The organism is Mycobacterium sp. DL440 (assembly GCF_011745145.1).
Lineage (GTDB): Bacteria > Actinomycetota > Actinomycetes > Mycobacteriales > Mycobacteriaceae > Mycobacterium.
In genome coordinates this window covers 1,288,397-1,310,781 of sequence record NZ_CP050191.1, presented here as the reverse complement: position 1 = coordinate 1,310,781, position 22,385 = coordinate 1,288,397, and the positions used below count along the sequence as shown (strand labels likewise).

The following is a 22,385-nucleotide window of genomic DNA, read 5'->3' as shown; positions in this document are numbered from 1 at the left end:
AACTAGATCGCGTCCGGATCTTCGGCGAAGGCATCAGCGGCCTTCTGCGTGAGCTCCACCGCGGTGCGCGCCCACTGCGACGTGGCGCCGGCCAGCCCGCAAGACGGCGTGATGCCGATGCGGTCGCGCAGTACATCCCGAGCGAAACCCAGTCGGTCGGTCAGGGCCACAGCGGCCTTGGCGACCTCTTCGACCGAGGGACTGGCCTCGGGTGCGGTCGATGGCACCACTCCGAGCAGCACGGTCCGCCCTGAGTCGACGAACTCCCCGATCCCGTCCAGGTCCGCAGGTGTCAGGGTGGCCACGTCAACCGATACTGCGTGAAAAGCACTGCGCAACAACGACTTCCACGGCAGTTCGGGTGCACAGCTGTGCAGCGCGACCTCGCAGCCGACCGCCGCCACGCACTCGCCGAGCAGGTTCATCGCCAACGGCTCATCCACCGGATGCACCGGGGTGAAGCTGGTCACCCCGGACAGCCGGCCGGCCAGCGCGGCGGGCAGTGACGGCTCGTCGAGTTGCACCACGACCGGCGTCTCCAAGCGGCGGGCCACCTCGGCGCGGTGGGCGGCCAGCCCCTCGGCAAGCGAGGCCGAAAGATCCCGCAGCGCACCGCGATCGGTGATGGCCCGGTGCCCGTTGGGCATCTCCAGCTGAGCGGCAAGCGTGATCGGGCCGGGCGCCTGCACCTTGACGGCACGTCCACTGCCCCGCAGTCCGGCGCGCTCCCACGCCTCCTCCAGTGCGTCGATGTCCTCACCGAGCAGACTCACCGCCCGCCGCAACGCGCTGCTGCGCCCCGAGGCGATGCGGTACCCGCGCGGCACGGTGTCGATCCCGAAGTCGACCAGCAGGGCCCCGGCCCGGCCGATCAGGTCGGCACCGATCCCCCGCGCCGGCAGCTCCACGAGGTGCGACAGGGTGTGCAGTTCACCGACGACGACTTCGGCGGCGGCCCGCGGCGACGTGCCCGGCCAGGATCCGATGCCGGTGGCCGCTGCGAAGACGCTCACGCGTGTGCGATGGTCGCGCTGGCGATGACCTCGTCGCCCTCGGCGTCGGGCCGGTACAGCACCATGGTCTGGCCGGGAGCGACCCCCCGCAGCGGCGCCCGCAGGGACACCACCAACCGGCCGTCGCACAGCTCGGCGACCGCGTCGGCGATCCCGCCGTGGGCACGCACCTGAATCTGGCATTCCACCGGTCCCTGCAGCGCGGTTCCACTGGTGAACACCGGCTTGTCGCCGGTCAACTCCCACAGCTCGAGGTCCTCGACGGCCCCGACCCGCACCGTGCCGGTCTCGGCATCGATCGCGGTGACATAGCGCGGGCGGCCGTCGGCGCCTGGTCCCTCGATGCCCAGGCCCTTGCGCTGTCCGATCGTGAAGCCGTGCACGCCTTCGTGTTCGGCGAGCACCGTGCCACTGTCGTCGACCACCGCGCCGCGGCGGATGCCGATGCGGGCGCCCAGAAACGCCTGGGTATCCCCCGACGGGATGAAGCAGATGTCATGGCTGTCGGGCTTTTCCGCGACAGCCAGGCCACGCTCGGCGGCCTCGGCCCGGATCTGCGGTTTGGGGGTGTCACCGATCGGGAAGATCGCATGTGAGAGCTGCTCGGCGGTCAGCACACCGAGCACATAGGACTGGTCCTTGTCGGCATCGACGGCGCGGCGCAGCCGCCCATCGGTCAGCCGCGCGTAGTGACCGGTAGCCACGGCGTCGAAGCCGAGCGCCAGCGCGCGCGCCGCCAGCGCGGAGAACTTGATCCGCTCATTGCATCGCACACAGGGGTTCGGGGTCTCGCCGCGGGCGTAGGACTCGACGAAGTCGTCGATCACGTCGTCTTTGAACCGATCAGCGAAATCCCAGACATAGAACGGGATGTCGAGGATATCGGCCACCCGGCGGGCATCGCCCGCGTCCTCCTTGGAGCAGCATCCACGTGATCCGGTGCGCAACGTACCGGGCGCCGACGAGAGCGCCATGTGCACTCCGACGACATCATGACCGGCGTCGACCATCCGGGCGGCAGCCACCGAGGAATCCACGCCGCCGCTCATCGCGACCAGGACTCTCATGAGAACGTCCTCCCCGCACTGGCCAGCGCCGCCTCTCGGGCCCGCTCGACGGCCGCGGGCAGCACCTCGAGCACTGCGTCAACATCGGCGTCGGTGCTGGTGTGTCCCAACGAGAATCGTAGTGATCCGCGCGCGGTGGCCGGGTCTGCACCCATGGCGATCAGGACGTGCGACGGCTGCGCCACGCCGGCCGTACACGCCGAGCCGGTGGAGCATTCGACGCCCTTGGCATCGAGCAGCATCAGAAGCGAATCACCTTCGCAGCCCCGGAAAGTGAAGTGTGTGTTGGCGGGCAACCGGCCGGCTGCCCGGGGGCCGTTCAGGTAGGCGTCCTCGATCGTGGACAACACACCGTCGATCAGCCTGTCCCGCAACGCCTGCACCCGCGAACTGTGCTCGGCGAGCGCACCGATGGCCACTTCGGCGGCCGCGGCCATCGCCACGGCACCGGCCACGTCGGGGGTCCCGGAACGCACGTCGCGTTCCTGACCGCCGCCGTGTAGCAGTGGCACACAGGCGGTGTCGCGCCGCAGCACCAGCGCGCCGACGCCCATCGGGCCGCCGAACTTGTGCGCGGCGACGCTCATCGCCGACAGCCCGGTCGCGGCGAAATCGACCGGTAGCTGGCCGACTGTCTGGATGGCGTCGCTGTGCATCGGGATGTCGAACTCAGCAGCGATGGCGGCCAGCTCGGCGATCGGCATGATCGATCCGACCTCGTTGTTGGCCCACATGATGCTGGCCAGGGCTACCTCGCCGGCACCGCCGGATCCGCCCTCCCCCTCGAGTGCCGAGCGCAGGGACTCGGGTGCGACGACACCTTCGGCGTCGACCGGCAGCCAGGTCACCTCGGCGTCCTCGTGGTCGACCAACCACTGCACGGCGTCGAGGACCGCGTGATGCTCGACGGCGGTGGTGATGATCCGGCGCCGCTTCGGCTCGGCATCGCGGCGGGCCCAGTAGATGCCCTTGACGGCAAGGTTGTCGCTCTCGGTGCCACCGGCGGTGAAGATCACCTCCGAGGGGCGGCAGCCCAGCAGACGCGCCAGCGTCTCGCGGGCCTCCTCCATCCGGCGCCGGGCCAGGCGCCCCGAACCGTGCAACGAGGAGGCATTGCCCACGCTGGCCAGCGCAGCCGTCATCGCTTCAATGGCGGCTGGGTGCATCGGGGTGGTGGCGGCGTGATCAAGATAGACCGGCCCGCCCGCGGAGGAGCTCATAACCTCTCCAGGATAGCCGCTGGCAGCCGACCCGCTTCCCAGCCGTCGTCAGGCCACCAGAACGTGCGCGGGAGCGCCAGGCAGCTCCTGGAGCGCAGTCCGATCTGAACGGACCACGGCCTCGCAGCGCGCGGCCAGCGCCCGCCGGTCGTCACCGGGCAGCTGCAACGACCCGACATGGACGTGGCACACCGTGCGACGTGCGGTGATGACCCGTCGTACCGACCGCAGCAGCGTGTCCTCTCCCACGAACGACGGGATGGTCGACGGTCGGCCGTCGCGGTGCCGGTAGGTCAGTCGCAACGGCTGCACCGGCCGGGCCGCGTCGATCGCGGCCTGGAACATCGCCGGCCGAAACGGTCCGTACGCCAGCCCGCACCAGGTGGTGCCCTCCGGGAAGGCCACCACGGTGTGCCCGGCGCGGAGCCGCTCGGCGACGGTGTTCACCACCGCAGGCAGGCGGCGCAGACTGCACCGATCGATCGGGATCACCTTCATCACCCGGGCCAGCCGGCCCACCGCGGGCCACTCCACCAGGTCGGCACGGGCCACGAACGAGCCGGGCAGCACCGCGCCGATCGTGAAGATATCCAGCCATGACACGTGGCCGCTGACCACGAGTACGCCCTGCAGGTTACGAATAGGTCCGCCCGACAACGCGATTCGGACCCCGAAGCAACGCAGCATCAACCGGCAGTAGAACCGCTGCACGTGGGAGCGGCCCGGCATCGGCACCGCCAACAGCGGCACCCCGGGCGCCAGGAGAACGGCCATGGCCACCCGCACCGTGGTCCGGATCCAGACCACGAGCCGACGGCCGGCGTCGGCGCCGCCGGCATGTACGCAACTGCCGTCACACGATGCTCTGGGCAGCCAGGAATGCTCACAAGTGGCGGTGGTCATGACGCGTCCCCGGCCGTCCCGTCGGCCATGTCGGCGGCTGCCGAGACCGAGCGGAGGCGTTTGAGGTAGCGGACGTCAGCGCGTCGTTTGTCCAGCAGGGCCGGGAAATCCCCCACCCCGAAGTCGGGGTCGTGGGCGGGTTCCCCGCAGACCTGCGCACCGAGGCGCAGATAGCCGCGCATCAGCGGCGGCACCGTGGTCCGCGACGGCGGGTCGATGTCGTCGAGCTCTCTGCCGTCCAGCACCACCGGCCGGTACGGGTACACCGTGTGTTCGGCGGCCGCCGCGTGGCGGCGTCGCACGAAGTCGCGGACTCCGCGGATCTGCGTTCCCGGCGGGCCGTCGGCGTTGCCTGCGACCGGCACCGATACGCAGCCCGTCACGTAGTCGTACCCCGAGCGGTCGAGGTAGGCCAGGATGCCCGCCCACATCAGCAAGACGACGGCACCGTTGCGGTGATCGGCCCGTACGACCGCACGGCCCATCTCAACCAGAGACGGTCGCAGCGCGTCGAGGCCACGGACATCGAACTCGGTGGCGGTGTACAGCCCGCCCGCGGCGATGGCACCCGGCGGCGGCAGCATCCGGTAGCAACCCACCAGCTCACCGGTGCGGTCCTCCCGTACCAGCAGGTGGTCGCAGTGCTCGTCGAAACGGTCGGCATCCAGACCAGCCGAGCGTCCATCGACGTCTTCGCTCAGGGCGAATCCGGGTTCGGAGGTGAACACGTCGTGGCGGAGCCGCTGGGCGGCTTCGATGAGCTCGGGATCGGCGGACAACAACAGGGTGTAGCGGGGCGCGTCGGGCGCCGCGCTGTCGGTGTGATCAGCGGCGATGAGTACAGATGCAGTGCTCATAACCAGCACGGTCGCCCAGTCGGGTCTCCATACGGCATCGCCCGCATGACATGTCTGTGAGCGCCAGGTGACTTTTTGGACTGCCCGATCAGGCGTCGAGGAACACCACGTTCTCTCCGATCGGATTGCGCGGTGTGTCCAGGTTGTTGGCGGGAAATGCCTCGTCGGCGTAACCGATCGACAGGCCACAGAGGATCTTCAGGTCCTCTGGGATCCCGAGTAGTTCGCGCAGCACATCGGGATAGAACCCGATCGACACCTGCACGTAACTGCCAACACCTCGCTCGTTCAACGCCAACAGCAGGGTCTGCAGGAACATCCCCACCCCCACCGCATCGACGTCGGTGAAATCCCGGTGCATGCAGACCACCCCGGCAACGGGCGCGTGGAAGAAGTCCCAGTTGCGCTTCTGCGCCGCCCAGCGGCCCTCGGCGTCGTCGCGGGCGATCCCCATTGCTCCGTAGACCAGGGCACCGCCGCGCCGCTCACCGGTGGCGAAAAAGACGTGCCAGGGCTGCGTGTTGGAGTTCGACGGCGCCCGGATCGCCAGTGCGAGTGCCTCATCGAGCAGTTCCCGCGGGACAGGTTTGTCCGGCAAGAACATCCGCGAAGACCGACGCGACCGGACCACGTCTCCGAACTCGCCCATCAGCGGACTCGTCGGTCCTTGCGCGCCTCCAATTCGTCATCCTCGACGATGACGAGCATCGGTTCGCCGGGCACACACAGCATGTTGACGAGAAATCGCAGGGGAACGTCGTCACGATTGTTGGCATCCGAGTAGTGGATGACGTCACCGCCCGGTTCCCAGAAGGCCTCCCCCGCCTTGACCACCCGAGGCGCCTCACCCTCCAACTCGAAGAGCATCTCGCCCTCAAGCACATAGCCGAAGGCAGGTCCGGCCGGGTGCCGGTGCGCCGGCGCGCCGGGCGACCCGGCGGGCCACTCGATGATGGTCGTCATCACTTCGGCGTTCGGCGGGATGAACGGCGGTGTCGCAGTGGCAATCACGGTCATCGCATTATGCAGCGCCTGCTCGCGCTCAGCTGAGACAGGCATGTCAGCGAACCGCAATCCAGTCGGCCCAACGGGTTTCACCGAGGATCCCGTCATCACCGGTGACCAGGCTGTTGTCGTCGACAGCGGTACCGAAGTACGTCGCCTGCGGGTCGATCACGACGGGCTTGTCATCGCCTTGCTTGGCGAGCACCGCGCGTGCCATGTCGGCAAACGAGAACTTGTCGGGCCCACCGATGTTCACGATCCCGTTGAGCGGAGCACCCTGAGCCACCTTGGCCACCTCACCGGCCACGTCGTCGACGGAGATCAGCTGGATCCGTGCATCAGGGACCCGCACCTCGTCGCCCACCACCAGCGATCCCGTGATGGCCTCGGCGAACTCCTGGAACTGCGTGGCCCGCACGATCGAATACGGCAGCCCGGAGTCGGTGATGTTCTTCTCCTGGGCCACCTTGGCCCGCATGTAGCCGCTGTCCGGCAGGCCGTCGGTGCCCACGATCGACAACGCGACGTAGTGCCCCACACCGGTCTCCTTCGCGGCGGCCGCCAGATTGCGTGAGGACGTGCTGAAGAAGTCCAGCACGGGGCCGTCGTCGAACGAGGGCGAGTTGACCACGTCGACCAACACCTCAGCGCCGCTCAGCGCATCCGCCAGGCCCTCACCGGTGAGGACGTTGGCACCCGACGAGAGGGAGGCAGCGACCACGTCATGCCCGGCTTCGGTGAGCAACCGCACGACCCGCGAGCCGATCTGGCCGCTGGCACCTATGACTGTGATTTTCATTGTGCGAATACCTTTCTCTGGCGTGCTGACAGCACCAACACTGGCACCGCATGCCGAGATCCAAACCCTGGAAAGTCCGTAGTCGGCACGACGGGTCAGCCCGGGTCCGCGCGCCGCACCGCCGCCTTGTCACACGAGAGTGGCTTTCGGGCTCGAGCGTCACTCCAGCGTGGCACTCGGCGCACGTTGTGTACGCCCGTTTGCCCCACACCATTGCCCACACAGCACAAAACCCCGGCGCACCAGGTGCACCGGGGTTCTGCGTTGACGCCTTGGGGGAACTATCCCTTGCGGGCCTTGACCGCCTCAGTCAGCTGCGGGCTCACCTTGAACAGGTCGCCGACGATGCCGAGGTCGGCGATCTCGAAGATCGGAGCTTCCTCGTCCTTGTTCACCGCGATGATCGTCTTCGACGTCTGCATGCCGGCGCGGTGCTGGATCGCGCCGGAGATGCCCAGGGCGATGTACAGCTGCGGCGACACCGTCTTACCGGTCTGGCCGACCTGGAACTGGCCCGGGTAGTAACCCGAGTCGACCGCGGCACGGGAGGCACCGACGGCACCACCCAGCGAGTCGGCCAGCTCTTCGACCACCGAGAAGCTCTCGGCGCTGCCGACACCACGACCACCGGCGACCACGACACTGGCCTCGGTGAGCTCGGGGCGGTCACCGGCAACGGCGGGTTCGCGCTTGGTGATCTTGGTCGCGTTCTCGGCCTGGGCCGGGACCTCGACGTTGACGACCTCGCCGGCACCGGCGGCCGGGGCGGCCTCGATGGCACCCGGACGCACGGTGATCACCGGGGTGTCACTGGTGACCTGCGCCTCGACGGTGAAGGCACCACCGAAGATGCTGTGGACGCCCACCGCACCCTCCTTGACCTCGACCGCGTCGATCAGCAGGCCCGAGCCGATGCGCGCGGCCAGGCGGGCGGCAACTTCCTTGCCGTCAGCGCTGGCGGCGACGATCACGCCGGCGGGGGCGGCCGTCTCGGCCAGCCCGGCCAGCACGTCGACGACGGGGGTGACCAGGTAGCTCTCCGCGTCGTCAGACTCGGCGACGTAGATCTTGGCCGCACCGGCGGCCTTCAGGCCGTCGACCAGCGGGGCCGCGGTGCCCGGCTTGCCCACCACGACAGCGGCAGGCTCACCCAGCACACGGGCGGCGGTGATGAGCTCGGCGCTGACCTTCTTCAATGCGCCTTCGGAGTGCTCAGCGAGCACAAGTACTTCAGCCATGAGTTCTCGTTATGTCTTTCTGCTAGATCAGCTTTTGCGCGACCAGGTACTCGGCGATCTTGGTGCCGCCGTCGCCTTCGTCGGTCACCTTCTCACCAGCGGTCTTCGGCGGCTTCGGGGTCGAAGACAGCACCTTGGAACCGGCATTGGCGACGCCGACCTCATCGGCTTCCACGCCGATCTCGGCGAGGGTGAGCACGGTGACTTCCTTCTTCTTCGCGGCCATGATGCCCTTGAAGGAGGGGAAGCGGGGCTCGTTGATCTTCTCGTTGACGCTGACCACGGCCGGCAGCGCGGCTTCGAGGCTGAACACGCCCTCGTCGGTCTCACGCTCGGCGGTGACCTTGCCGCCCTCGACCGTCAGCTTGCGCACGTGGGTGAGCTGCGGCAGACCGAGGTACTCGGCGATCACGGCCGGGACTGCGCCGCCAACGCCGTCGGTGGCCTCGTTACCGGCGATGACCAGCTCGGTGCCCTCGATGGTGCCCAGCGCGCGGGCCAGCGCCCACCCCGTCTGGATCACGTCGGAGCCGTGCAGGCCGTCGTCCTTGAGGTGCACAGCCTTGTCGGCACCCATCGACAGCGCCTTGCGGATCGCCTCGGTGGCGCGCTCCGGGCCGGCGGTCAGCACGGTGACAGTGCTGTCTCCACCCTCGCGCTCCTTGATCAACAGCGCCTCTTCCACGGCGCGCTCGTTGATCTCGTCGAGCACGGCGTCGGCAGCCTCGCGGTCGAGGGTGAAATCGCCGTCGGACAGCTTGCGCTCCGACCAAGTGTCTGGGACCTGTTTGATCAGGACCACGATGTTCGTCATGACTCTGGTTCGTCCTCCTCGATGAGACCGGTAGCCCGGGCTCATATCACGTTCTAGGCAACTAGCATCATGTTACCGGTCGGTAACTTTTGATGGTTCGCAGAAACACCATAGCTGGTCGGACTTTGTATTCCGGCCTCCCCTACCACACCCCGGAGGTAGGGGAACCGTTGGTTATTCGCCACCGACCCCTTCAACCTGGGTAAGCCTGGGTTAGCCTGCCTTCCAATGAGCGCAATCGTTGGCGACCCGGATAACGCCCTTCCTCTTACCGGCGAGCGGACCATTCCCGGCCTGGCGGAGGAGAACTACTGGTTCCGCCGCCATGAGGTGGTGTATCAGCGACTGGCCGACCGGTGCGTCGATCGTGAGGTCCTGGAGGCCGGCTGCGGTGAGGGCTACGGCGCCGATCTGATCGCCGACGTGGCGCGCCGCGTCGTGGCACTCGATTACGACGAGGCGACGGTGGCACACGTGCGCGCCCGCTACCCCCGGGTGGAGATCCAGCACGGCAACCTCGCCGAGCTGCCCCTGGCCGACCAGTCGGTCGACGTCGTCGTCAACTTCCAGGTCATCGAGCATCTCTGGGACCAGGCGCAGTTCGTCTCCGAGTGCTTCCGCGTGCTGCGGCCCGGCGGCGTATTCCTGGTCTCCACCCCCAACCGCATCACCTTCTCCCCCGGTCGGGACACCCCGCTCAACCCGTTCCACACCCGTGAACTCAATGGCGCTGAGCTGACCGAGCTGCTGCAGGACGCCGGATTCACCGTCGAGTCGATGCTCGGCGTCTTTCACGGCGCCGGGCTCGCGGAGCTGGACGCCCGGCACGGCGGGTCGATCATCGAGGCGCAGGTGCAGCGCGCCGTGGCCGACGCACCGTGGCCCGAGCGGCTGCTCGCCGATGTGGCCGCGGTGAGCATCGACGATTTCGACCTGACTTCCGCCGACGAGCGCAACATTGACGACAGCCTCGATCTGGTGGCGATCGCGGTGCGGCCGTGACCTCGAATCCCGACCCGGCTCCGGGGCCCAATGTCGCCGGCGATCCGGCGCCCCGGCCCAATGTCGCCGGCGACCCGGCTCCGGGGTTATTCACGCTCGTCCTACACACCCACCTGCCCTGGCTGGCCCATCACGGCCGCTGGCCGGTCGGCGAGGAATGGCTCTACCAGTCCTGGGCCGCGGCGTACCTGCCGTTGATGCGCGTGCTGCGGGGCCTGGCCGCCGAAGATCGCAGCCACCTGATCACCCTCGGCATGACGCCGGTGGTCACCGCCCAGCTCGATGACCCCTACTGCCTGACGGGTATGCACCACTGGCTATCCAACTGGCAGCTGCGCGCCCAGGAGGCGACGACGCTGCGCGAGCCAGAAGGTTTGCGGCAGTTCGGGATTCGCGAGTATTCCGAGGCCGGCGCAGCCATCGAGGAGTTCACCACCTACTGGAGTCACGGCGCCAGCGGGCTGTTGCGTCAGCTGATCGACGCCGAGACCATCGAACTGCTCGGCGGCCCGCTGGCGCACCCGTTCCAGCCGCTGCTCAACCCCCGGTTGCGCGAGTTCGCGCTGCGCGAGGGGCTGGCCGACGCGCAGCAGCGGTTCGGGCACACCCCGGTCGGCATCTGGGCGCCCGAATGCGCGTACGCGCCGGGTATGGAAACCGGTTACGCCGCGGCCGGTGTCGGCCATTTCATGGTCGACGGCCCGTCGCTGCACGGTGACACCGCGCTCGGCCGGCCCGTCGGCGAGTCCGACGTGGTGGCCTTCGGCCGCGACCTCCAGGTCAGCTACCGCGTCTGGTCGCCCAAGTCGGGCTACCCCGGTCACGCCGCCTACCGGGATTTCCACACCTACGACCACACGACGGGCCTCAAGCCGTCCCGCGTCACCGGTCGCAATGTCCCGTCCGACGAGAAGGCGCCCTACGATCCGCAGCGCGCCGACCGTGCGATCGACGAGCATGTCGCCGACTTCGTCGCGGTGGTCCGGCGCCGGTTGATCAGCGAGAGCGAGCGGATCGGTCGCCCGGCCCATGTGGTGGCCGCGTTCGACACCGAACTGTTCGGACACTGGTGGTACGAGGGCCCGGAGTGGCTGGGCCGGGTGCTGCGGGCACTGCCCGAGGCCGGCGTGCGGGTGGGCACCCTCGCGGACGCCAAGGCCCAGGGTTTCGTCGGTGCGCCCGTCGAATTACCGCCCAGCTCATGGGGTTCAGGCAAGAACTGGCAGGTCTGGAACGGCGAGAAGGTGGCCGATCTGGTGGCGCTCAACAGCGAGGTGGTCGACGGCGCCATGAGCACCGTGGACAAGGCGCTCACCCAGCACGCCGCGGTGGGTGCGCCAACCCCGCGCGACCGGGTGGCCGATCAGATCCTGCGGGAGACCCTGTTGACGGTGTCCAGTGACTGGCCGTTCATGGTGAGCAAGGATTCAGCCGCCGAATACGCGCGCTACCGCGCTCACCTGCACGCCCACGCGACCCGCGAGATCTCCGACGCACTGGCCTCGGGCCGTCGCGACCATGCCGAGCGCCTCGCCGACGGCTGGAACAAGGCCGACGGCCTGTTCGGCGCCCTCGACGCCCGGCGTCTGCCAAAATGACCACCATCGCGAGCGTGCGCGTCTGCCACCCGACACGCCGCCGATCCTCAGCATTGTCCGCACACACGCACCGGCATGAAGGCACGCAGTCATGAAGATCCTGATGGTGTCATGGGAGTACCCGCCCGTCGTCGTGGGCGGTCTGGGCCGACATGTCCACCACCTGGCCACCGCGCTGGCCGAAGCCGGTCACGAGGTCGTGGTCCTCAGCCGCAGGCCCACCGACACCGATCCGAGCACGCATCCGTCCACTGACGAGGTCAGCGAGGGCGTACGGGTGGTGGCCGCCGCCCAGGATCCGCATGAGTTCGAGTTCGGTACGGACATGATGGCCTGGACCCTGGCCATGGGCCACGCGATGGTGCGTACCGGCCTTTCCGTCAAAGACTATTCGGGCGATCGCTGGGTGCCCGACATCGTGCACGCCCACGACTGGCTGGTCGCCCACCCCGCCATCGCCCTGGCCGAATATTTCGATGTACCACTGGTTTCCACCATCCATGCCACTGAGGCCGGGCGGCATTCCGGATGGGTCTCCGGGCCGATCAGCCGCCAGGTACACGCCGTGGAGTCCTGGCTGGTGCGCGAATCCGATTCGCTGATCACATGTTCGGCGTCGATGAGCGATGAGATCGCCGAACTGTTCGGACCAGAACTGTCCGAGATCAGGGTGATCCGCAACGGGATCGACGCCGACCTCTGGCCGTTCGCGCCACGGCGTCCCCGCCAGGGGCCACCGGAGTTGCTCTACCTCGGTCGCCTGGAATACGAAAAGGGCGTGCACGACGCAATCGCGGCCCTGCCCCGCGTCCGCCGTGCGCACCCCGGCACCACCCTGACCATCGCCGGCGACGGCACCCAGCAGCAGTGGCTCGTCGACCAGGCCCGAAAGCACAAGGTGCTCAAGGCAACCCGATTCGTCGGGCGACTCGACCACCAGGAATTGCTGCAGGCCCTGCAGGCGGCCGACGCTGCCGTGCTGCCCAGCCACTACGAGCCGTTCGGCATCGTGGCGCTGGAGGCCGCGGCCACCGGCACCCCGCTGGTGACCTCCAATGTGGGCGGCCTGGGCGAAGCGGTGATCGACGGCCAGACCGGAATGTCCTTCGCGCCACGGGATGTGGTGGGGCTCGCCGCGGCGGTCCGCGCAGTGCTCGATGATCCCGAGGCCGCCCAGCGCCGGGCGATCGCTGCGCGCGAACGCCTCAGCGCCGACTTCGACTGGCACACCGTGGCCGCCGAAACCAGCCAGGTCTATCTGGCCGCCAAACGTGCCGAGCGGGAACCGCATCCGCGTCGGCCGATCGTCGAGCACGCCCTGCCCGACCGCTGATTCGACCGGCGTCGAATCAATCCGCACCTAGCGTGCGGATATGGCACCCAAACGTTCTGCCGCCATAACGCTGATCGCCGCGTACCTCGGGTTGTTCATCGGCCTAGTCGACGCGAACGCCGTCAACCTGGCCCTACCCGCGATCGCCCGTGACCTGGGCGGCGGGGTGGCCGGCGCGCAATGGACCATCGACGCCTACAACGTGACGTTCGCGGCGTTTCTGCTGACCGCCGGATCGCTCGGTGACCGGTTCAGCCGACGCCGCATGCTGCGGGTCGGCTTGGCCACGTTCGTCACGGCGTCGATCGTCTGCGCGCTGAGTCCCTCACTTGCGCTGCTCCTGGTGGCGCGGGCGGTTCAGGGGGTCGGCGCGGCGATGATGCTGCCGCAGGGCCTGGCCATCGCCGCGGCGGTCTTTCCGGACCCGCGTGGACGGGCCCGCGCCACCGCGGCGTGGGCGATGGCCGCGGCCAGCAGTACCGCGCTGGGGCCGCTGCTGGGCGGGGTGCTGACCGAGACCGTGGGCTGGCGCTGGATCTTCTGGGTCAACGTGCCGGTGGGTCTGCTGGCGTTGGCGGCCAGCGCCACGCATCTGCCCGATTCGCGCGATCCGGGCGCCGCGCGCATCGACCTGCCGGGTCAGTGCCTGGCGATCCTGGCGCTCGGTGCCACGACGCTGGTGCTGGTAGAGGGACACGATTGGCGTTGGCAGCACACCGTGGCGATCGCAGCAGCAGCGCTGGGCGCGTTCGTCGCGTTCCTGGTCTCCCAGCGCCGCAGCCCGCACCCCATGCTGCCGCTGGATCTGTTCGGTAGCCGCAAGTTGGTCGGCGCTCTGCTGGCAACCTTCGCCATGACTTTCGGCATCTATGGCCTGCTCCTCGTGAACAGCTTTGCCTTCCAACAACTTCGGGGCTTAAGCGCGCTGACGACCGCCGTGTGGTTTCTGCCGATGCCGATCGTCTACCTGGCGTTGATTCCCGTGGCCAACATGCTGGCCCGCCGCACCGGTCCACGCCCACCGATGGCCGCAGGACTGGTGTTGATGGCGGCAGGCTCGCTGCTCTACGCCGCGGCCGGCCCGCTGGGTGCCGTCGGGTGGCTGGAGCTGTCATTCGTGCTCGCGGGTGCCGGGCTGGCCCTCAATACCGGCCCGGCGGTGATGCTGGCCATGGAAGCGATCCCGCTGCGGCGGGCGGGCCTGGCCGCGGGTGTGGTGAATCTGGCCCGTCTGCTGGGTATCACTGTCGGGGTCGCGGTGTTGGGTAGTGCCATGACGGGCGTCGGCGGTGCGGCCGGGGTGCGGCTCGCGCTGCTCATGGGTGCGCTGTGTCAGTTGGTGGGCGCGGTGTTGGCGCTACACCTGACACGACGCACGCGGGCAGCGGCGCAACGCAGCGACCACACCGTCGGGAAGGAGTCATGCGATGCGTGAGGCACAGGAATTGGCCTCGGCATCCGAGGTGGATATCGCCGCGGTGGCGGCGCTGCTGGCCGACCCCGCGCGCTGCAAGGTGCTGCTGGCGCTCGACGACGGCCGTTCCCTACCGGCCAGTGTGCTGGCCGAGGAAGCGGGTATCAGCCGTCCGACGGCCAGCAGTCATCTGGCCAAGCTGACCGATGCCGGCCTGCTCGCGGTACGCACCCAGGGCCGCCACCGCTACTACCGGCTGGCCGGTCCCGAGGTCGGTGCGCTCATCGAGCAACTCGGCAGGCTGGCGCCGGCCCGGCCGGTCACCTCGCTACGGGAGGGCACCCGCGCGGCGCGGCTACGCTCCGCCCGAACCTGTTACGACCACATCGCCGGCCGGCTCGGCGTGCAGCTCATGGGCAGCCTGCTCGATCGCGGTGTACTCACCGGCGGGGACGGGTGGTTTCACCCCGGCGGCACCGACCGGCTGAGCAGCCCCGGCCGCGACGTGCCCTATCAGCTGACCGAAGGCGGACGCAGCCTGCTTCATCAAATGGGAATCGAATTGCCCACCGGCCCAAGGCCAGTGGTGCGCTACTGCGTGGACTGGACCGAACAACGTCACCACATCGCCGGCGGGTTGGGGCGGGCGCTTCTCCACCATTTCCTGGCCGCGGAATGGCTGCGCCGCGCACCGCGGCACCGCGCTCTCACCGTGACCGATTCCGACCGCGCCGCCCTGAGCGACCGGTTCGGCATCGCCTGGACGGGTTGACGCACGGGTTGACGGGCGCGTTCAAGAATCGCCGAACCGCTGTCCACCGCGGTGTCCACCAAGCACAATCGAGCCGTGACCCGGACCCGCAGACACCTACGGAAGGCTTGCGCTGCGCTCGTCGGCGCAGCAATCTCACTCGGCCTCGCCGCACCGGCCACCGCCGAACCCAGCGGCGCCACGCCAAGCTTGCCCACGTTCGTGCCCCACCCTTCGGACTGGTCACCGAACTACACGGTGTTCCCCTACAACCTGTGGCAGGTACGCGTCACTCCCGAGCAGGTCGACGCTCAGCGTGAGTCCTGCCAGTGGTTCAACGCCCAGTACGGCACGTTGATGAGTCAGATCGTGGGTTTCCAGCATTTCCTGGGCGAGCGGCACGACTATTGGACCGTCCCCGGCGTGCAGGCCGCGGGCGACGCCGTGAAGGCCAATGTCGACCAGTCCGCGGCGTTCCTGGACCCCCGCGCGCACACCCTCTACATCACCAATTACCCGGACCAGAGCGAGTATTCACCGCTGTACAACGGTGACTCGATCTATCACCTGTGGTATCAGCTGACCCAGATCAGCGACAAGATCCAGCAACAACAGCCGGCCGGGGTGATCAACGCCAACATCGCCACGGCCAACGTCTACGGCAACGTGATCCGCGACTCCGGGGTGTGCAACGGGGCGTGATCTGTGGCTAGTTGCTGTTGGCGGCCTTCTTGCGCTCGATGTCGGCCAGCGCCGCGGCGAGTTCGGCGCGCTCGGCGGCGGACGTCTCCCAATCCAGCTTGCGATTCCTGACCACCTTGGCCGGCGCCCCCACGGCGATCGAGAAATCGGGGATCTCACCTTTGACCACCGCATGGGCGCCCAGCACACAGCCACGGCCGACCGAGGTGTTGCGCAGGACGGTTACCTTGGCGGCGATCCAGGTGTCCGGGCCGATACGCACCGGGCCCTTGATGATCCCCTGGTCCTTGATGGGCAAGTCGACGCTGTCCATCTTGTGGTCGAAGTCGCACACGTAGCACCAGTCGGCCATCAACGCGGAGTCGCCGAGCTCGATGTCCAGGTAGGTGTTGATCACGTTGTCGCGGCCGAGCACCACCTTGTCGCCGATGCGCAGCGAGCCCTCGTGGCAGCGGATGGTGTTCTTGTCACCGATGTGCACCCAGCGGCCGATCTCCATCTGCGCCAGTTCCGGGGTGCACTGGATCTCCACGCCTTTGCCCAGGAACACCATGCCGCGCGTGATGATGTGCGGGTTGGCCAGCTTGAACTTCAGCAGCCGCCAGTACCGCACCAGGTACCACGGGGTGTAGGCACGGTTGTCGATCACCCATTTGAGCGAGGCCTTGGTCAGGAAATCCGCCTGGCGCGGATCACGCAGCCGCGAGCCCCGCCAGCGCTTGTGGATCGGGGCACCCCACATCGTCGTCATGGCCGGACAGCCTACGCGAGCACTTCTGACGGCTTCCGGGTCCTGCGCCGCAACGCGGCCGCGTTACCCTCACCAGGGTCACTATTACGAGCGCCCTGCGTATTCGGCGAAAGGACATCGTGTTCCGGCGATACCTTGCACTGGCGGTCACGGTGCTGTTCACGGGCCTGCTCGCCGGTTGTGAGAACACCGATTCATGGGTGGACGCACAGGCCGCACAGGGTTGGTCAGCGCAATATGGAGATGCGGCCAACAGCAGTTTCATCCGATCCCGTGGTCCCGAAGCTCTCCGGCTGGAATGGAGCCGGTCGGTCAAGGGTGAGCTGGCGGCCCAGGTGGCGCTGAGCACGGACAACCGCCTGGCCGTCAATGCGCAGACCGCCGGGGGGTGTTCGTTGATGGTGTGGGAGGCCGACAACAACGCCCGCCAACGCTGGTGTACGCGACTGGTACTGGGAGGTGGCTGGTCCAGTCCCCTGTTCGACGGGTTCGACAATGTCTATGTGGGCCAGCCCGGCACCATCCTGTCCTTCCCGCCGACGCAATGGATCCGTTGGCGCCAGCCGGTGATCGGTATGCCGACCACACCCAGGCTTCTCGATGACGGTCAGCTGCTGGTGGTCACCCATCTGGGTCAGGTACTGGTGTTCAACGGGCATCGCGGCACGGTCGAGGGCACGCCGCTGGATCTGGTCTCCGGCGTGGACCCGACCGATTCACAGCGCGGTCTCGGCGACTGCCAGCCGGCCCGGTCGCGATGCCCGGTGGCAGCCGCCCCGGCGTTCTCGCATCAGGCCGGCCTCGTGGTGCTGAGCGTGTGGCAGCCCGGCGCCGACGCGCCCGTGCTGATGGCACTGCGCTACCACCCCGGCGAGAAGACATTGCTGACGCAGGAATGGACGAGCACCGCCGTGGACCGCGGGCCGCTGGCCAGCCCGGTGCTGTCGGCCGACGGGTCGACGGTCTACGTCAACGGCCGCGATCAGAAACTGTGGGCGCTCAACTCCGCCGACGGCTCACCGAAATGGTCGGTGCCGCTGACCTACCTGGCCCAGACTCCGCCGTCGGTGTCACCAGACGGGCTGATCGTGGCCGGTGGTGGGCCGGAGGCCAAACTGACCGCGGTGCGCGACGCCGGCGACCACGGCGAGGTGGCCTGGACCCGTGACGACGTCATACCGCTGACCACGTCGAGCCGCGCGGACGGCGTGGGTTACACGGTTGCCCGTGAGGGCGGGCACGGCCAGACGCTGTTGGTCTTCGACAGCGGCGACGGTCACACCCTCAACAGTTATCCCGTACCCGAGGCCACCGGCTGGCCGGTCGGGGTGTCGATCGGCCAGGACCACCGGATCGTCACCGCGACCAGTGACGGTCAGGTGTACGGGTTCGCGCCGGCGTGATCGGAGCTCAGGCCAGCAGGGCCGCCACGGCGGACCGTGGAACTCCTGCCTGGCTGGCTCCGGCGGCCTCGGGCAACAGTTCTCCCTGGCCGAAGAAGAAGATCACCGAGTCGTCGGTGATCGCAAAGTTCTGATAGTGCGTGGGGTCCAGGCCGACGGCCGGCGCGATCGCCTGTTCGACGCCGGACTGCTTCTGCAATTCGCGCTGCACGATCGGGAAGATCACGTCCAGCGGCCTGGATCCCGGCTTGAACAAGGTGTCGAAGGTGATCGGTGCCCGGGTGGCCACGTTGTAGTTGAACGTCTTGTACCAGGTCTGCGGGTGGGCGCCGCCGACGTTTTGATACACCTCGAACACCAGGCTCTGGGTGTGTGGTGGCGTCCCGGAACTGTAGGCCGTGCCTTTGGCGTCCAGGACGTACGGCTGATCGCGTGATCCGGGCATACCCGAGACGTTGACGAAGCCGTCGCGCGTCTGGATCAGGTAACCGGCCACCGCCTGCTGATCGGGATAGCCGACCGGGAACGTGTAATCCAGTGTGTAGGTGGCATTGGCGGTGTGCACCTGACAGATCTGGTCACCGTCGACGGTGCCGCCGAGGTCGACACAGGCCGACTGCGCGGCCACCACGGGCATGCCGAGCCAGCCGAGCAGCGCACCGGCCGCCAGCAGCGCTGTCACAGGGGGAATTCGCATCGTCAGTCGTCCTCGCAGGCGATCAACTCACACCGGTGGATCCACCGGCGTGTTTGGGACCAGGTTACTTGGCGGTTATCGAGACGGGCGACAAATGAATGCCGTTGCCCGACTGGCGGCCCCGGAACCGAGCCGGGCGATCACCACGGCAAGGTGCTCGGTGCCGCGCAGCCGCATCCGCGTCCGCAGCACATCGGGGTCGACGTCCACGCCACGGATCAGGATTTCCAGTGCCCCTACCGACCGGGCAGCCAGCGCGGCCCGAAGTCGGCGTTCCTGGAATTGCAGCTGCTCGAGGACCTCGAAGCCGCGCACCCCGGCAGGCAGCTCGTCACCGGACAGGTAGGCGATGTCGGGATCGAGCTGCCACAGGCCGTGCCGGGCCGCGTAGTGGCGCACCAGCCCGGCGCGCACCACCGCACCGTCCGGGTCGACGATCCAGCGGCCCGCCGCGGCGACCGGGCAGTCGTCGGGTTCGGCGTCGGTGATCTGTTCGGACGTTTCGAGCATGCTGGCCCGCCGCCGCACACCGGGTTCGGTCAGGCCGGGTGACCACAGGCAGGCCTCCCGGACGCTGCCGCCCACCGAGGTCACCTCGATCTCACCGGTGAACCCCATCTTGGTGAGCTCGTCGAAATCGATGCCCGGGGCACACTTCACCACCAGGTCCCGGCCACCGTAGACGTCCAGGACCGCGTCGAGCGCCGGGGTGTAGGCACGCGGGTCGAAGCGGCGCCGTCCGCCGGACCGGCGGGCGGGGTCGATGATCACCACCGTGTCGCGGGTGATGGGCACCAGTGCGTCGGCCCGGCACAGTGACACAGCGGGGCCGCCGTCATCAAGATTGTTGGCTGCCATCGCCAGCCGCACCGGATCGAGGTCGCTGCCGATCACCTGAGCGGCGCAATCCCGCAGTGTCACAAGCTCACTGCCGATCGAACAGGTGGCGTCGTGAACCCGCGCCCCAGTCAGCCTGCGGGCCCGGTGGGCGGCCACCGGTGCGGCAGTCGCCTGTTGCAGCGCCTCGTCGGTAAACAGCCACCGGTCCGGGTCGGTGAACTTGGCCTGCGCACGTCTGCGCAGTTGCACGGTCTCCACAAGCACCGCCGCATGGTCACCGAATTGCGCTCGGACCGAGGCGATGTCGCTGACCAAGGCCGCTCCGGTCAACGACATCCCGGCAACCCGAGCCAGTGCCTGCTGTCCCGCCTCCGAGCGCAGATATGTGACATCGGCGAGATCGAACGCTACGACGGCTTAACTCCGGTGACCATCACGTTGTAGAACCAGCCCTTGGGAACCACACGGCGCCACACGTTGGCGTCGACCCAGCTGAGCGTGGTCCAGCTGTTGAACGCGAACTTGGCCCAGCCCCAGCCCAAGCGCTCCGGGGGCACCGCTGCTTCGAAGGTGCGTACCGGCCAGCCGAGCATCGCCGCGGTGAATTCCTCGCTGGCGGTGCGAACTTCGACCGCGCCGGCATTGGAGGCCATCCGTTCCAGATCGGCCGGGTCGAAGGTGTGCAGGTCGACGACGGCTTCCAGCGCCGCGGCACGGGACGACTCGTCGAGTTCGGCCTGGGGCCGACGCCATTCGCTCAGCCAGGGCAGCTTGGTCAGGTTGGTGGTGGCGTGCCAGGTGAGAGTGGACAGCTCGCGCGCGTACTTGTTGCCGGTCGTGGTGGGCTCGCCGGCGAAGACGAAACGGCCGCCGGGCTTGAGCACCCGGACCACCTCGCGCAGCGAGAGCTCGACGTCGGGAATGTGGTGCAGTACGGCGTGCCCGACCACCAGGTCGAAGGTGTTGTCCTCGTACGGGATGCCCTCGGCGTCGGCGACCCGTCCGTCGATGTCCAGGCCGAGTGACTGACCGTTGCGGGTCGCCACCTTGACCATGCCCGGGGACAGGTCGGTGACCGAGCCGCGCCGCGCCACCCCGGACTGGACCAGGTTGAGCAGGAAGAAACCGGTACCGCAGCCCAGCTCGAGGGCCCGGTCGTACGGCAGCTCACGCTGCTCGGCCTCGGGCACGATCGCGTCGAATCGGCCGCGGGCATAGTCGATACACCGCTGGTCGTAGGAGATCGACCACTTCTCGTCGTAGGTTTCGGCTTCCCAGTCGTGGTACAGCACCTGCGCGAGCTTGCTGTCGTGCATCGCGGCTTCGACCTGCTCGGCCGTGGCGTGCGGGTTAGGAGTCGGCATGCCGGCAATATCTGCGTCGGTGCCGGAATCCTTGATGTCAGTCATGCAGGGCAGCCTAACGGGCCGGGTCAGGTCGGCGTCAGGGCCGGTCCACCGCTCCGTCGACGGCAGCCTTCGCCGCGGCCAACACCTCCACGGGATGGTCGACGAATCGCCGTGCCCAGGCCAGCGCCTCGTCGTAGACGTGGTCGGGTGCCACCATCTGGTCGATCAGACCGAGCTCCAGGGCTTCCTCGGCGCCGACGAACCGTCCGCTGAACACCAGTTCCTTGGCCTTGCTGGCGCCGATCGTCTGGGCCAACAGCGCACCGCCGCCGGCGCGAGGAACCAGGCCGGCCAGGATCTCGGTCGCTCCGAACTTGACGTTGTCGCCGCTCACCCGCCAATCGGCGGCCATCGCCAGGGTCATTCCGCTGCCCAGTGCGTAGCCGGTGATCGCGGCGACGGTGGGTTTGGGGATGGCTGCCACCGCCTCGACGCACTGGCGCAGTGCCGTGTCCGCGGCCGCGGCCTCGGCGGTGTTCAGCGTGCGCAGCTCGGGTACGTCGTCGCCGGCGCAGAAGATCTCGTGTCCACCGAACAGGATCACCACGGAGATGTCGGTGCGTTCACCCAGCTCATGGGCGGCCGCGACGATCTCGCGGTATATCTGTCGAGTCAGCGCGTTGGTCGGTGGCCTCGACAGCATCAGAGTGCCGACGCCGTCCTGCTCCGGCGTCACCCCGGTAATCACGCTGACGAACTCGCTCATTGGGTAGATTCCCCGGCCGCTGGACCTCTATCCAGGGGCGCCCGATGGTTCCTGGCCGCGTTGTACCGGCCGCTGTCGAAGAACTCGATCTGCCAGCTCCCTTCACCCAGGGAGAGGTTGGGTTCGGTGGCGACGATCTTGCGCTCGGTCGCCAGTACGTCGGCGACCGAGCGACCGCTGAGGGAATTGAGCTGGGTCCAGGTCGGCGGCAGCAGGAACGAATTGCCCTGTTCGAAGTCGTCGAGGCCGGCCTGCGGGGTGCTCCAGAACGCACGGTCGGTTTCGGTGTTCTCACCGTCGGCCCGCTGTCCCTCGGGCAGCGCGCCCACGAAGAAGAAAGTGTCGTAGCGACGGGTGCGTTCCTCTTTGGGAGTGATCCAGTTGTCCCACGGCCGCAGCAGGTCGGCACGCAGCACGAGCTTCTCGTCGCGCAGGAAGTCGGCGAACGACAACGAGTGGTTGGCCAGGGCGGCACGTGCTTCGCCGTAGACGGACGCGTCGGACACGATGCCCGGATTGCCCGTTCCGCTGGGGGAACCGGCGAACAGGACCCCGGATTCCTCGAAGGTCTCCCGGGCCGCGGCGCACACGAGCGCCTCGGCAAGCCCGGTGTCCACCCCGAGGCGCTGGGCCCACCAATCCGGTCCGGGACCGAACCAGGCGATATCGGCGTTGCGGTCGCGGTCGTCGACTCCGCCGCCGGGGAACACCATCACCCCGGCGACGAACTCCATCGCCGCGTGCCTGCGCATCATGAAGACTTCGATCGCTTCGGCGGCGTCCCGGACCAACATCACTGTGGCCGCCGGCCGCGGCACCAGGGGGTCGGTCATGCCGGCTCCTCGCGCAAGCGCTCGTCGGTG

General features: G+C 68.2%; 23 protein-coding genes. 7 read left to right on the top strand and 16 right to left on the bottom strand.

Annotation, left to right across the window (positions count from 1 at the left end; genetic code table 11):
* Positions 1-2 precede the first annotated feature (2 nt).
* From HBE63_RS06525 to HBE63_RS06480, 10 genes are all read right to left on the bottom strand, one after another.
* Positions 3-1,013, bottom strand: a complete 1,011-nt coding sequence (locus tag HBE63_RS06525) for a methionine synthase (RefSeq protein WP_166904030.1) — start codon at positions 1,011-1,013, stop codon at positions 3-5.
* Positions 1,010-2,080, bottom strand: coding sequence for a tRNA 2-thiouridine(34) synthase MnmA (mnmA, locus tag HBE63_RS06520; RefSeq protein WP_166904029.1), 1,071 nt, complete (start codon positions 2,078-2,080; stop codon positions 1,010-1,012). The genes HBE63_RS06525 and mnmA overlap by 4 nt, the downstream gene beginning before the upstream one ends.
* A complete protein-coding gene (locus tag HBE63_RS06515; protein WP_166904028.1) occupies positions 2,077-3,300 on the bottom strand; it encodes a cysteine desulfurase family protein in 1,224 nt (407 codons plus the stop codon). Before HBE63_RS06515 ends, mnmA begins: the two co-directional genes overlap by 4 nt.
* Positions 3,301-3,348: 48 nt before the next feature.
* Positions 3,349-4,203 carry a 1-acyl-sn-glycerol-3-phosphate acyltransferase gene (locus tag HBE63_RS06510; RefSeq protein WP_166904027.1) on the bottom strand — a complete coding sequence of 285 codons (855 nt, stop codon included), beginning with the start codon at positions 4,201-4,203 and terminating at the stop codon, positions 3,349-3,351.
* A complete protein-coding gene (locus HBE63_RS06505) occupies positions 4,200-5,060 on the bottom strand; it encodes a GNAT family N-acetyltransferase (protein WP_166904026.1) in 861 nt (286 codons plus the stop codon). Before HBE63_RS06505 ends, HBE63_RS06510 begins: the two co-directional genes overlap by 4 nt.
* Positions 5,061-5,148: 88 nt before the next feature.
* Positions 5,149-5,709, bottom strand: coding sequence for a nitroreductase (locus tag HBE63_RS06500; RefSeq protein ID WP_166904025.1), 561 nt, complete (start codon positions 5,707-5,709; stop codon positions 5,149-5,151).
* The gene (locus tag HBE63_RS06495) at positions 5,709-6,119 is read right to left on the bottom strand and encodes a cupin domain-containing protein (protein WP_166904024.1); all 411 of its coding nucleotides are present in this window, start codon (positions 6,117-6,119) and stop codon (positions 5,709-5,711) included. Before HBE63_RS06495 ends, HBE63_RS06500 begins: the two co-directional genes overlap by 1 nt.
* Position 6,120: 1 nt before the next feature.
* The gene (locus HBE63_RS06490) at positions 6,121-6,864 is read right to left on the bottom strand and encodes an SDR family oxidoreductase (protein ID WP_166904023.1); all 744 of its coding nucleotides are present in this window, start codon (positions 6,862-6,864) and stop codon (positions 6,121-6,123) included.
* A gap of 281 nt (positions 6,865-7,145) precedes the next feature.
* Entirely contained in the window at positions 7,146-8,102 is a 957-nt protein-coding gene (locus HBE63_RS06485; protein ID WP_166904022.1) for an electron transfer flavoprotein subunit alpha/FixB family protein, read from the bottom strand.
* A 22-nt stretch (positions 8,103-8,124) separates the two neighbouring features.
* Positions 8,125-8,916: an electron transfer flavoprotein subunit beta/FixA family protein gene (locus tag HBE63_RS06480; protein ID WP_166904021.1), complete on the bottom strand. Its 792-nt coding sequence runs from the start codon at positions 8,914-8,916 to the stop codon at positions 8,125-8,127.
* 228 nt (positions 8,917-9,144) lie between these two features.
* Here HBE63_RS06480 and HBE63_RS06475 point away from each other — a divergent pair, with 228 nt between their 5' ends.
* From HBE63_RS06475 to HBE63_RS06450, 6 genes are all read left to right on the top strand, one after another.
* Positions 9,145-9,918, top strand: coding sequence for a bifunctional 2-polyprenyl-6-hydroxyphenol methylase/3-demethylubiquinol 3-O-methyltransferase UbiG (locus tag HBE63_RS06475; protein ID WP_166904020.1), 774 nt, complete (start codon positions 9,145-9,147; stop codon positions 9,916-9,918).
* Positions 9,919-10,031: 113 nt separating this feature from the next.
* A complete protein-coding gene (locus HBE63_RS06470) occupies positions 10,032-11,516 on the top strand; it encodes a glycoside hydrolase family 57 protein (protein ID WP_243858691.1) in 1,485 nt (494 codons plus the stop codon).
* 91 nt (positions 11,517-11,607) lie between these two features.
* A complete protein-coding gene (locus tag HBE63_RS06465) occupies positions 11,608-12,849 on the top strand; it encodes a glycosyltransferase family 4 protein (protein WP_166904018.1) in 1,242 nt (413 codons plus the stop codon).
* A gap of 40 nt (positions 12,850-12,889) precedes the next feature.
* Positions 12,890-14,284, top strand: a complete 1,395-nt coding sequence (locus HBE63_RS06460; protein ID WP_166904017.1) for an MFS transporter — start codon at positions 12,890-12,892, stop codon at positions 14,282-14,284.
* Positions 14,277-15,035 carry a helix-turn-helix transcriptional regulator gene (locus HBE63_RS06455; RefSeq protein ID WP_166904016.1) on the top strand — a complete coding sequence of 253 codons (759 nt, stop codon included), beginning with the start codon at positions 14,277-14,279 and terminating at the stop codon, positions 15,033-15,035. The genes HBE63_RS06460 and HBE63_RS06455 overlap by 8 nt, the downstream gene beginning before the upstream one ends.
* 75 nt (positions 15,036-15,110) lie before the next feature.
* Positions 15,111-15,716 carry a hypothetical protein gene (locus HBE63_RS06450; protein ID WP_166904015.1) on the top strand — a complete coding sequence of 202 codons (606 nt, stop codon included), beginning with the start codon at positions 15,111-15,113 and terminating at the stop codon, positions 15,714-15,716.
* Between the two features lie 7 nt (positions 15,717-15,723).
* Here HBE63_RS06450 and HBE63_RS06445 read toward each other — a convergent pair whose 3' ends face one another.
* On the bottom strand, positions 15,724-16,467 hold the full coding sequence (locus tag HBE63_RS06445) for an acyltransferase (RefSeq protein ID WP_166904014.1): 744 nt from the start codon (positions 16,465-16,467) through the stop codon (positions 15,724-15,726).
* 119 nt (positions 16,468-16,586) lie between these two features.
* Here HBE63_RS06445 and HBE63_RS06440 point away from each other — a divergent pair, with 119 nt between their 5' ends.
* Complete coding sequence (locus HBE63_RS06440; protein WP_166904013.1) at positions 16,587-17,870, top strand: PQQ-binding-like beta-propeller repeat protein; 1,284 nt, start codon at positions 16,587-16,589, stop codon at positions 17,868-17,870.
* A gap of 7 nt (positions 17,871-17,877) precedes the next feature.
* Here HBE63_RS06440 and HBE63_RS06435 read toward each other — a convergent pair whose 3' ends face one another.
* The 5 genes from HBE63_RS06435 to HBE63_RS06415 all read right to left on the bottom strand — a co-directional run bounded on the left by HBE63_RS06435 (position 17,878) and on the right by HBE63_RS06415 (position 22,355).
* Positions 17,878-18,567 carry an esterase gene (locus tag HBE63_RS06435; protein WP_166904012.1) on the bottom strand — a complete coding sequence of 230 codons (690 nt, stop codon included), beginning with the start codon at positions 18,565-18,567 and terminating at the stop codon, positions 17,878-17,880.
* 75 nt (positions 18,568-18,642) lie between these two features.
* Complete coding sequence (locus HBE63_RS06430; RefSeq protein ID WP_243858542.1) at positions 18,643-19,743, bottom strand: class I SAM-dependent methyltransferase; 1,101 nt, start codon at positions 19,741-19,743, stop codon at positions 18,643-18,645.
* A 71-nt stretch (positions 19,744-19,814) separates the two neighbouring features.
* Complete coding sequence (locus HBE63_RS06425; protein WP_208301414.1) at positions 19,815-20,771, bottom strand: class I SAM-dependent methyltransferase; 957 nt, start codon at positions 20,769-20,771, stop codon at positions 19,815-19,817.
* Between the two features lie 79 nt (positions 20,772-20,850).
* On the bottom strand, positions 20,851-21,522 hold the full coding sequence (locus HBE63_RS06420) for an enoyl-CoA hydratase (protein ID WP_166904010.1): 672 nt from the start codon (positions 21,520-21,522) through the stop codon (positions 20,851-20,853).
* A complete protein-coding gene (locus HBE63_RS06415; RefSeq protein WP_166904009.1) occupies positions 21,519-22,355 on the bottom strand; it encodes an NUDIX hydrolase in 837 nt (278 codons plus the stop codon). Before HBE63_RS06415 ends, HBE63_RS06420 begins: the two co-directional genes overlap by 4 nt.
* Positions 22,356-22,385: the final 30 nt, after the last annotated feature.

Coding starts and splice junctions, on each gene's coding strand:
- HBE63_RS06465 (WP_166904018.1), top strand. CDS start 11,608: ATGAAGATCCTGATGGTGTCATGGGAGTACCCGCCCGTCGTCGTGGGC.
- HBE63_RS06490 (WP_166904023.1), bottom strand. CDS start 6,864: ATGAAAATCACAGTCATAGGTGCCAGCGGCCAGATCGGCTCGCGGGTC.
- HBE63_RS06460 (WP_166904017.1), top strand. CDS start 12,890: ATGGCACCCAAACGTTCTGCCGCCATAACGCTGATCGCCGCGTACCTC.
- HBE63_RS06415 (WP_166904009.1), bottom strand. CDS start 22,355: ATGACCGACCCCCTGGTGCCGCGGCCGGCGGCCACAGTGATGTTGGTC.
- mnmA (WP_166904029.1), bottom strand. CDS start 2,080: ATGAGAGTCCTGGTCGCGATGAGCGGCGGCGTGGATTCCTCGGTGGCT.
- HBE63_RS06480 (WP_166904021.1), bottom strand. CDS start 8,916: ATGACGAACATCGTGGTCCTGATCAAACAGGTCCCAGACACTTGGTCG.
- HBE63_RS06500 (WP_166904025.1), bottom strand. CDS start 5,709: ATGGGCGAGTTCGGAGACGTGGTCCGGTCGCGTCGGTCTTCGCGGATG.
- HBE63_RS06445 (WP_166904014.1), bottom strand. CDS start 16,467: ATGACGACGATGTGGGGTGCCCCGATCCACAAGCGCTGGCGGGGCTCG.
- HBE63_RS06435 (WP_166904012.1), bottom strand. CDS start 18,567: ATGCGAATTCCCCCTGTGACAGCGCTGCTGGCGGCCGGTGCGCTGCTC.
- HBE63_RS06495 (WP_166904024.1), bottom strand. CDS start 6,119: ATGCCTGTCTCAGCTGAGCGCGAGCAGGCGCTGCATAATGCGATGACC.
- HBE63_RS06455 (WP_166904016.1), top strand. CDS start 14,277: ATGCGTGAGGCACAGGAATTGGCCTCGGCATCCGAGGTGGATATCGCC.
- HBE63_RS06485 (WP_166904022.1), bottom strand. CDS start 8,102: ATGGCTGAAGTACTTGTGCTCGCTGAGCACTCCGAAGGCGCATTGAAG.
- HBE63_RS06510 (WP_166904027.1), bottom strand. CDS start 4,203: ATGACCACCGCCACTTGTGAGCATTCCTGGCTGCCCAGAGCATCGTGT.
- HBE63_RS06430 (WP_243858542.1), bottom strand. CDS start 19,743: ATGTCGTTGACCGGAGCGGCCTTGGTCAGCGACATCGCCTCGGTCCGA.
- HBE63_RS06505 (WP_166904026.1), bottom strand. CDS start 5,060: ATGAGCACTGCATCTGTACTCATCGCCGCTGATCACACCGACAGCGCG.
- HBE63_RS06425 (WP_208301414.1), bottom strand. CDS start 20,771: ATGCCGACTCCTAACCCGCACGCCACGGCCGAGCAGGTCGAAGCCGCG.
- HBE63_RS06420 (WP_166904010.1), bottom strand. CDS start 21,522: ATGAGCGAGTTCGTCAGCGTGATTACCGGGGTGACGCCGGAGCAGGAC.
- HBE63_RS06475 (WP_166904020.1), top strand. CDS start 9,145: ATGAGCGCAATCGTTGGCGACCCGGATAACGCCCTTCCTCTTACCGGC.
- HBE63_RS06515 (WP_166904028.1), bottom strand. CDS start 3,300: ATGAGCTCCTCCGCGGGCGGGCCGGTCTATCTTGATCACGCCGCCACC.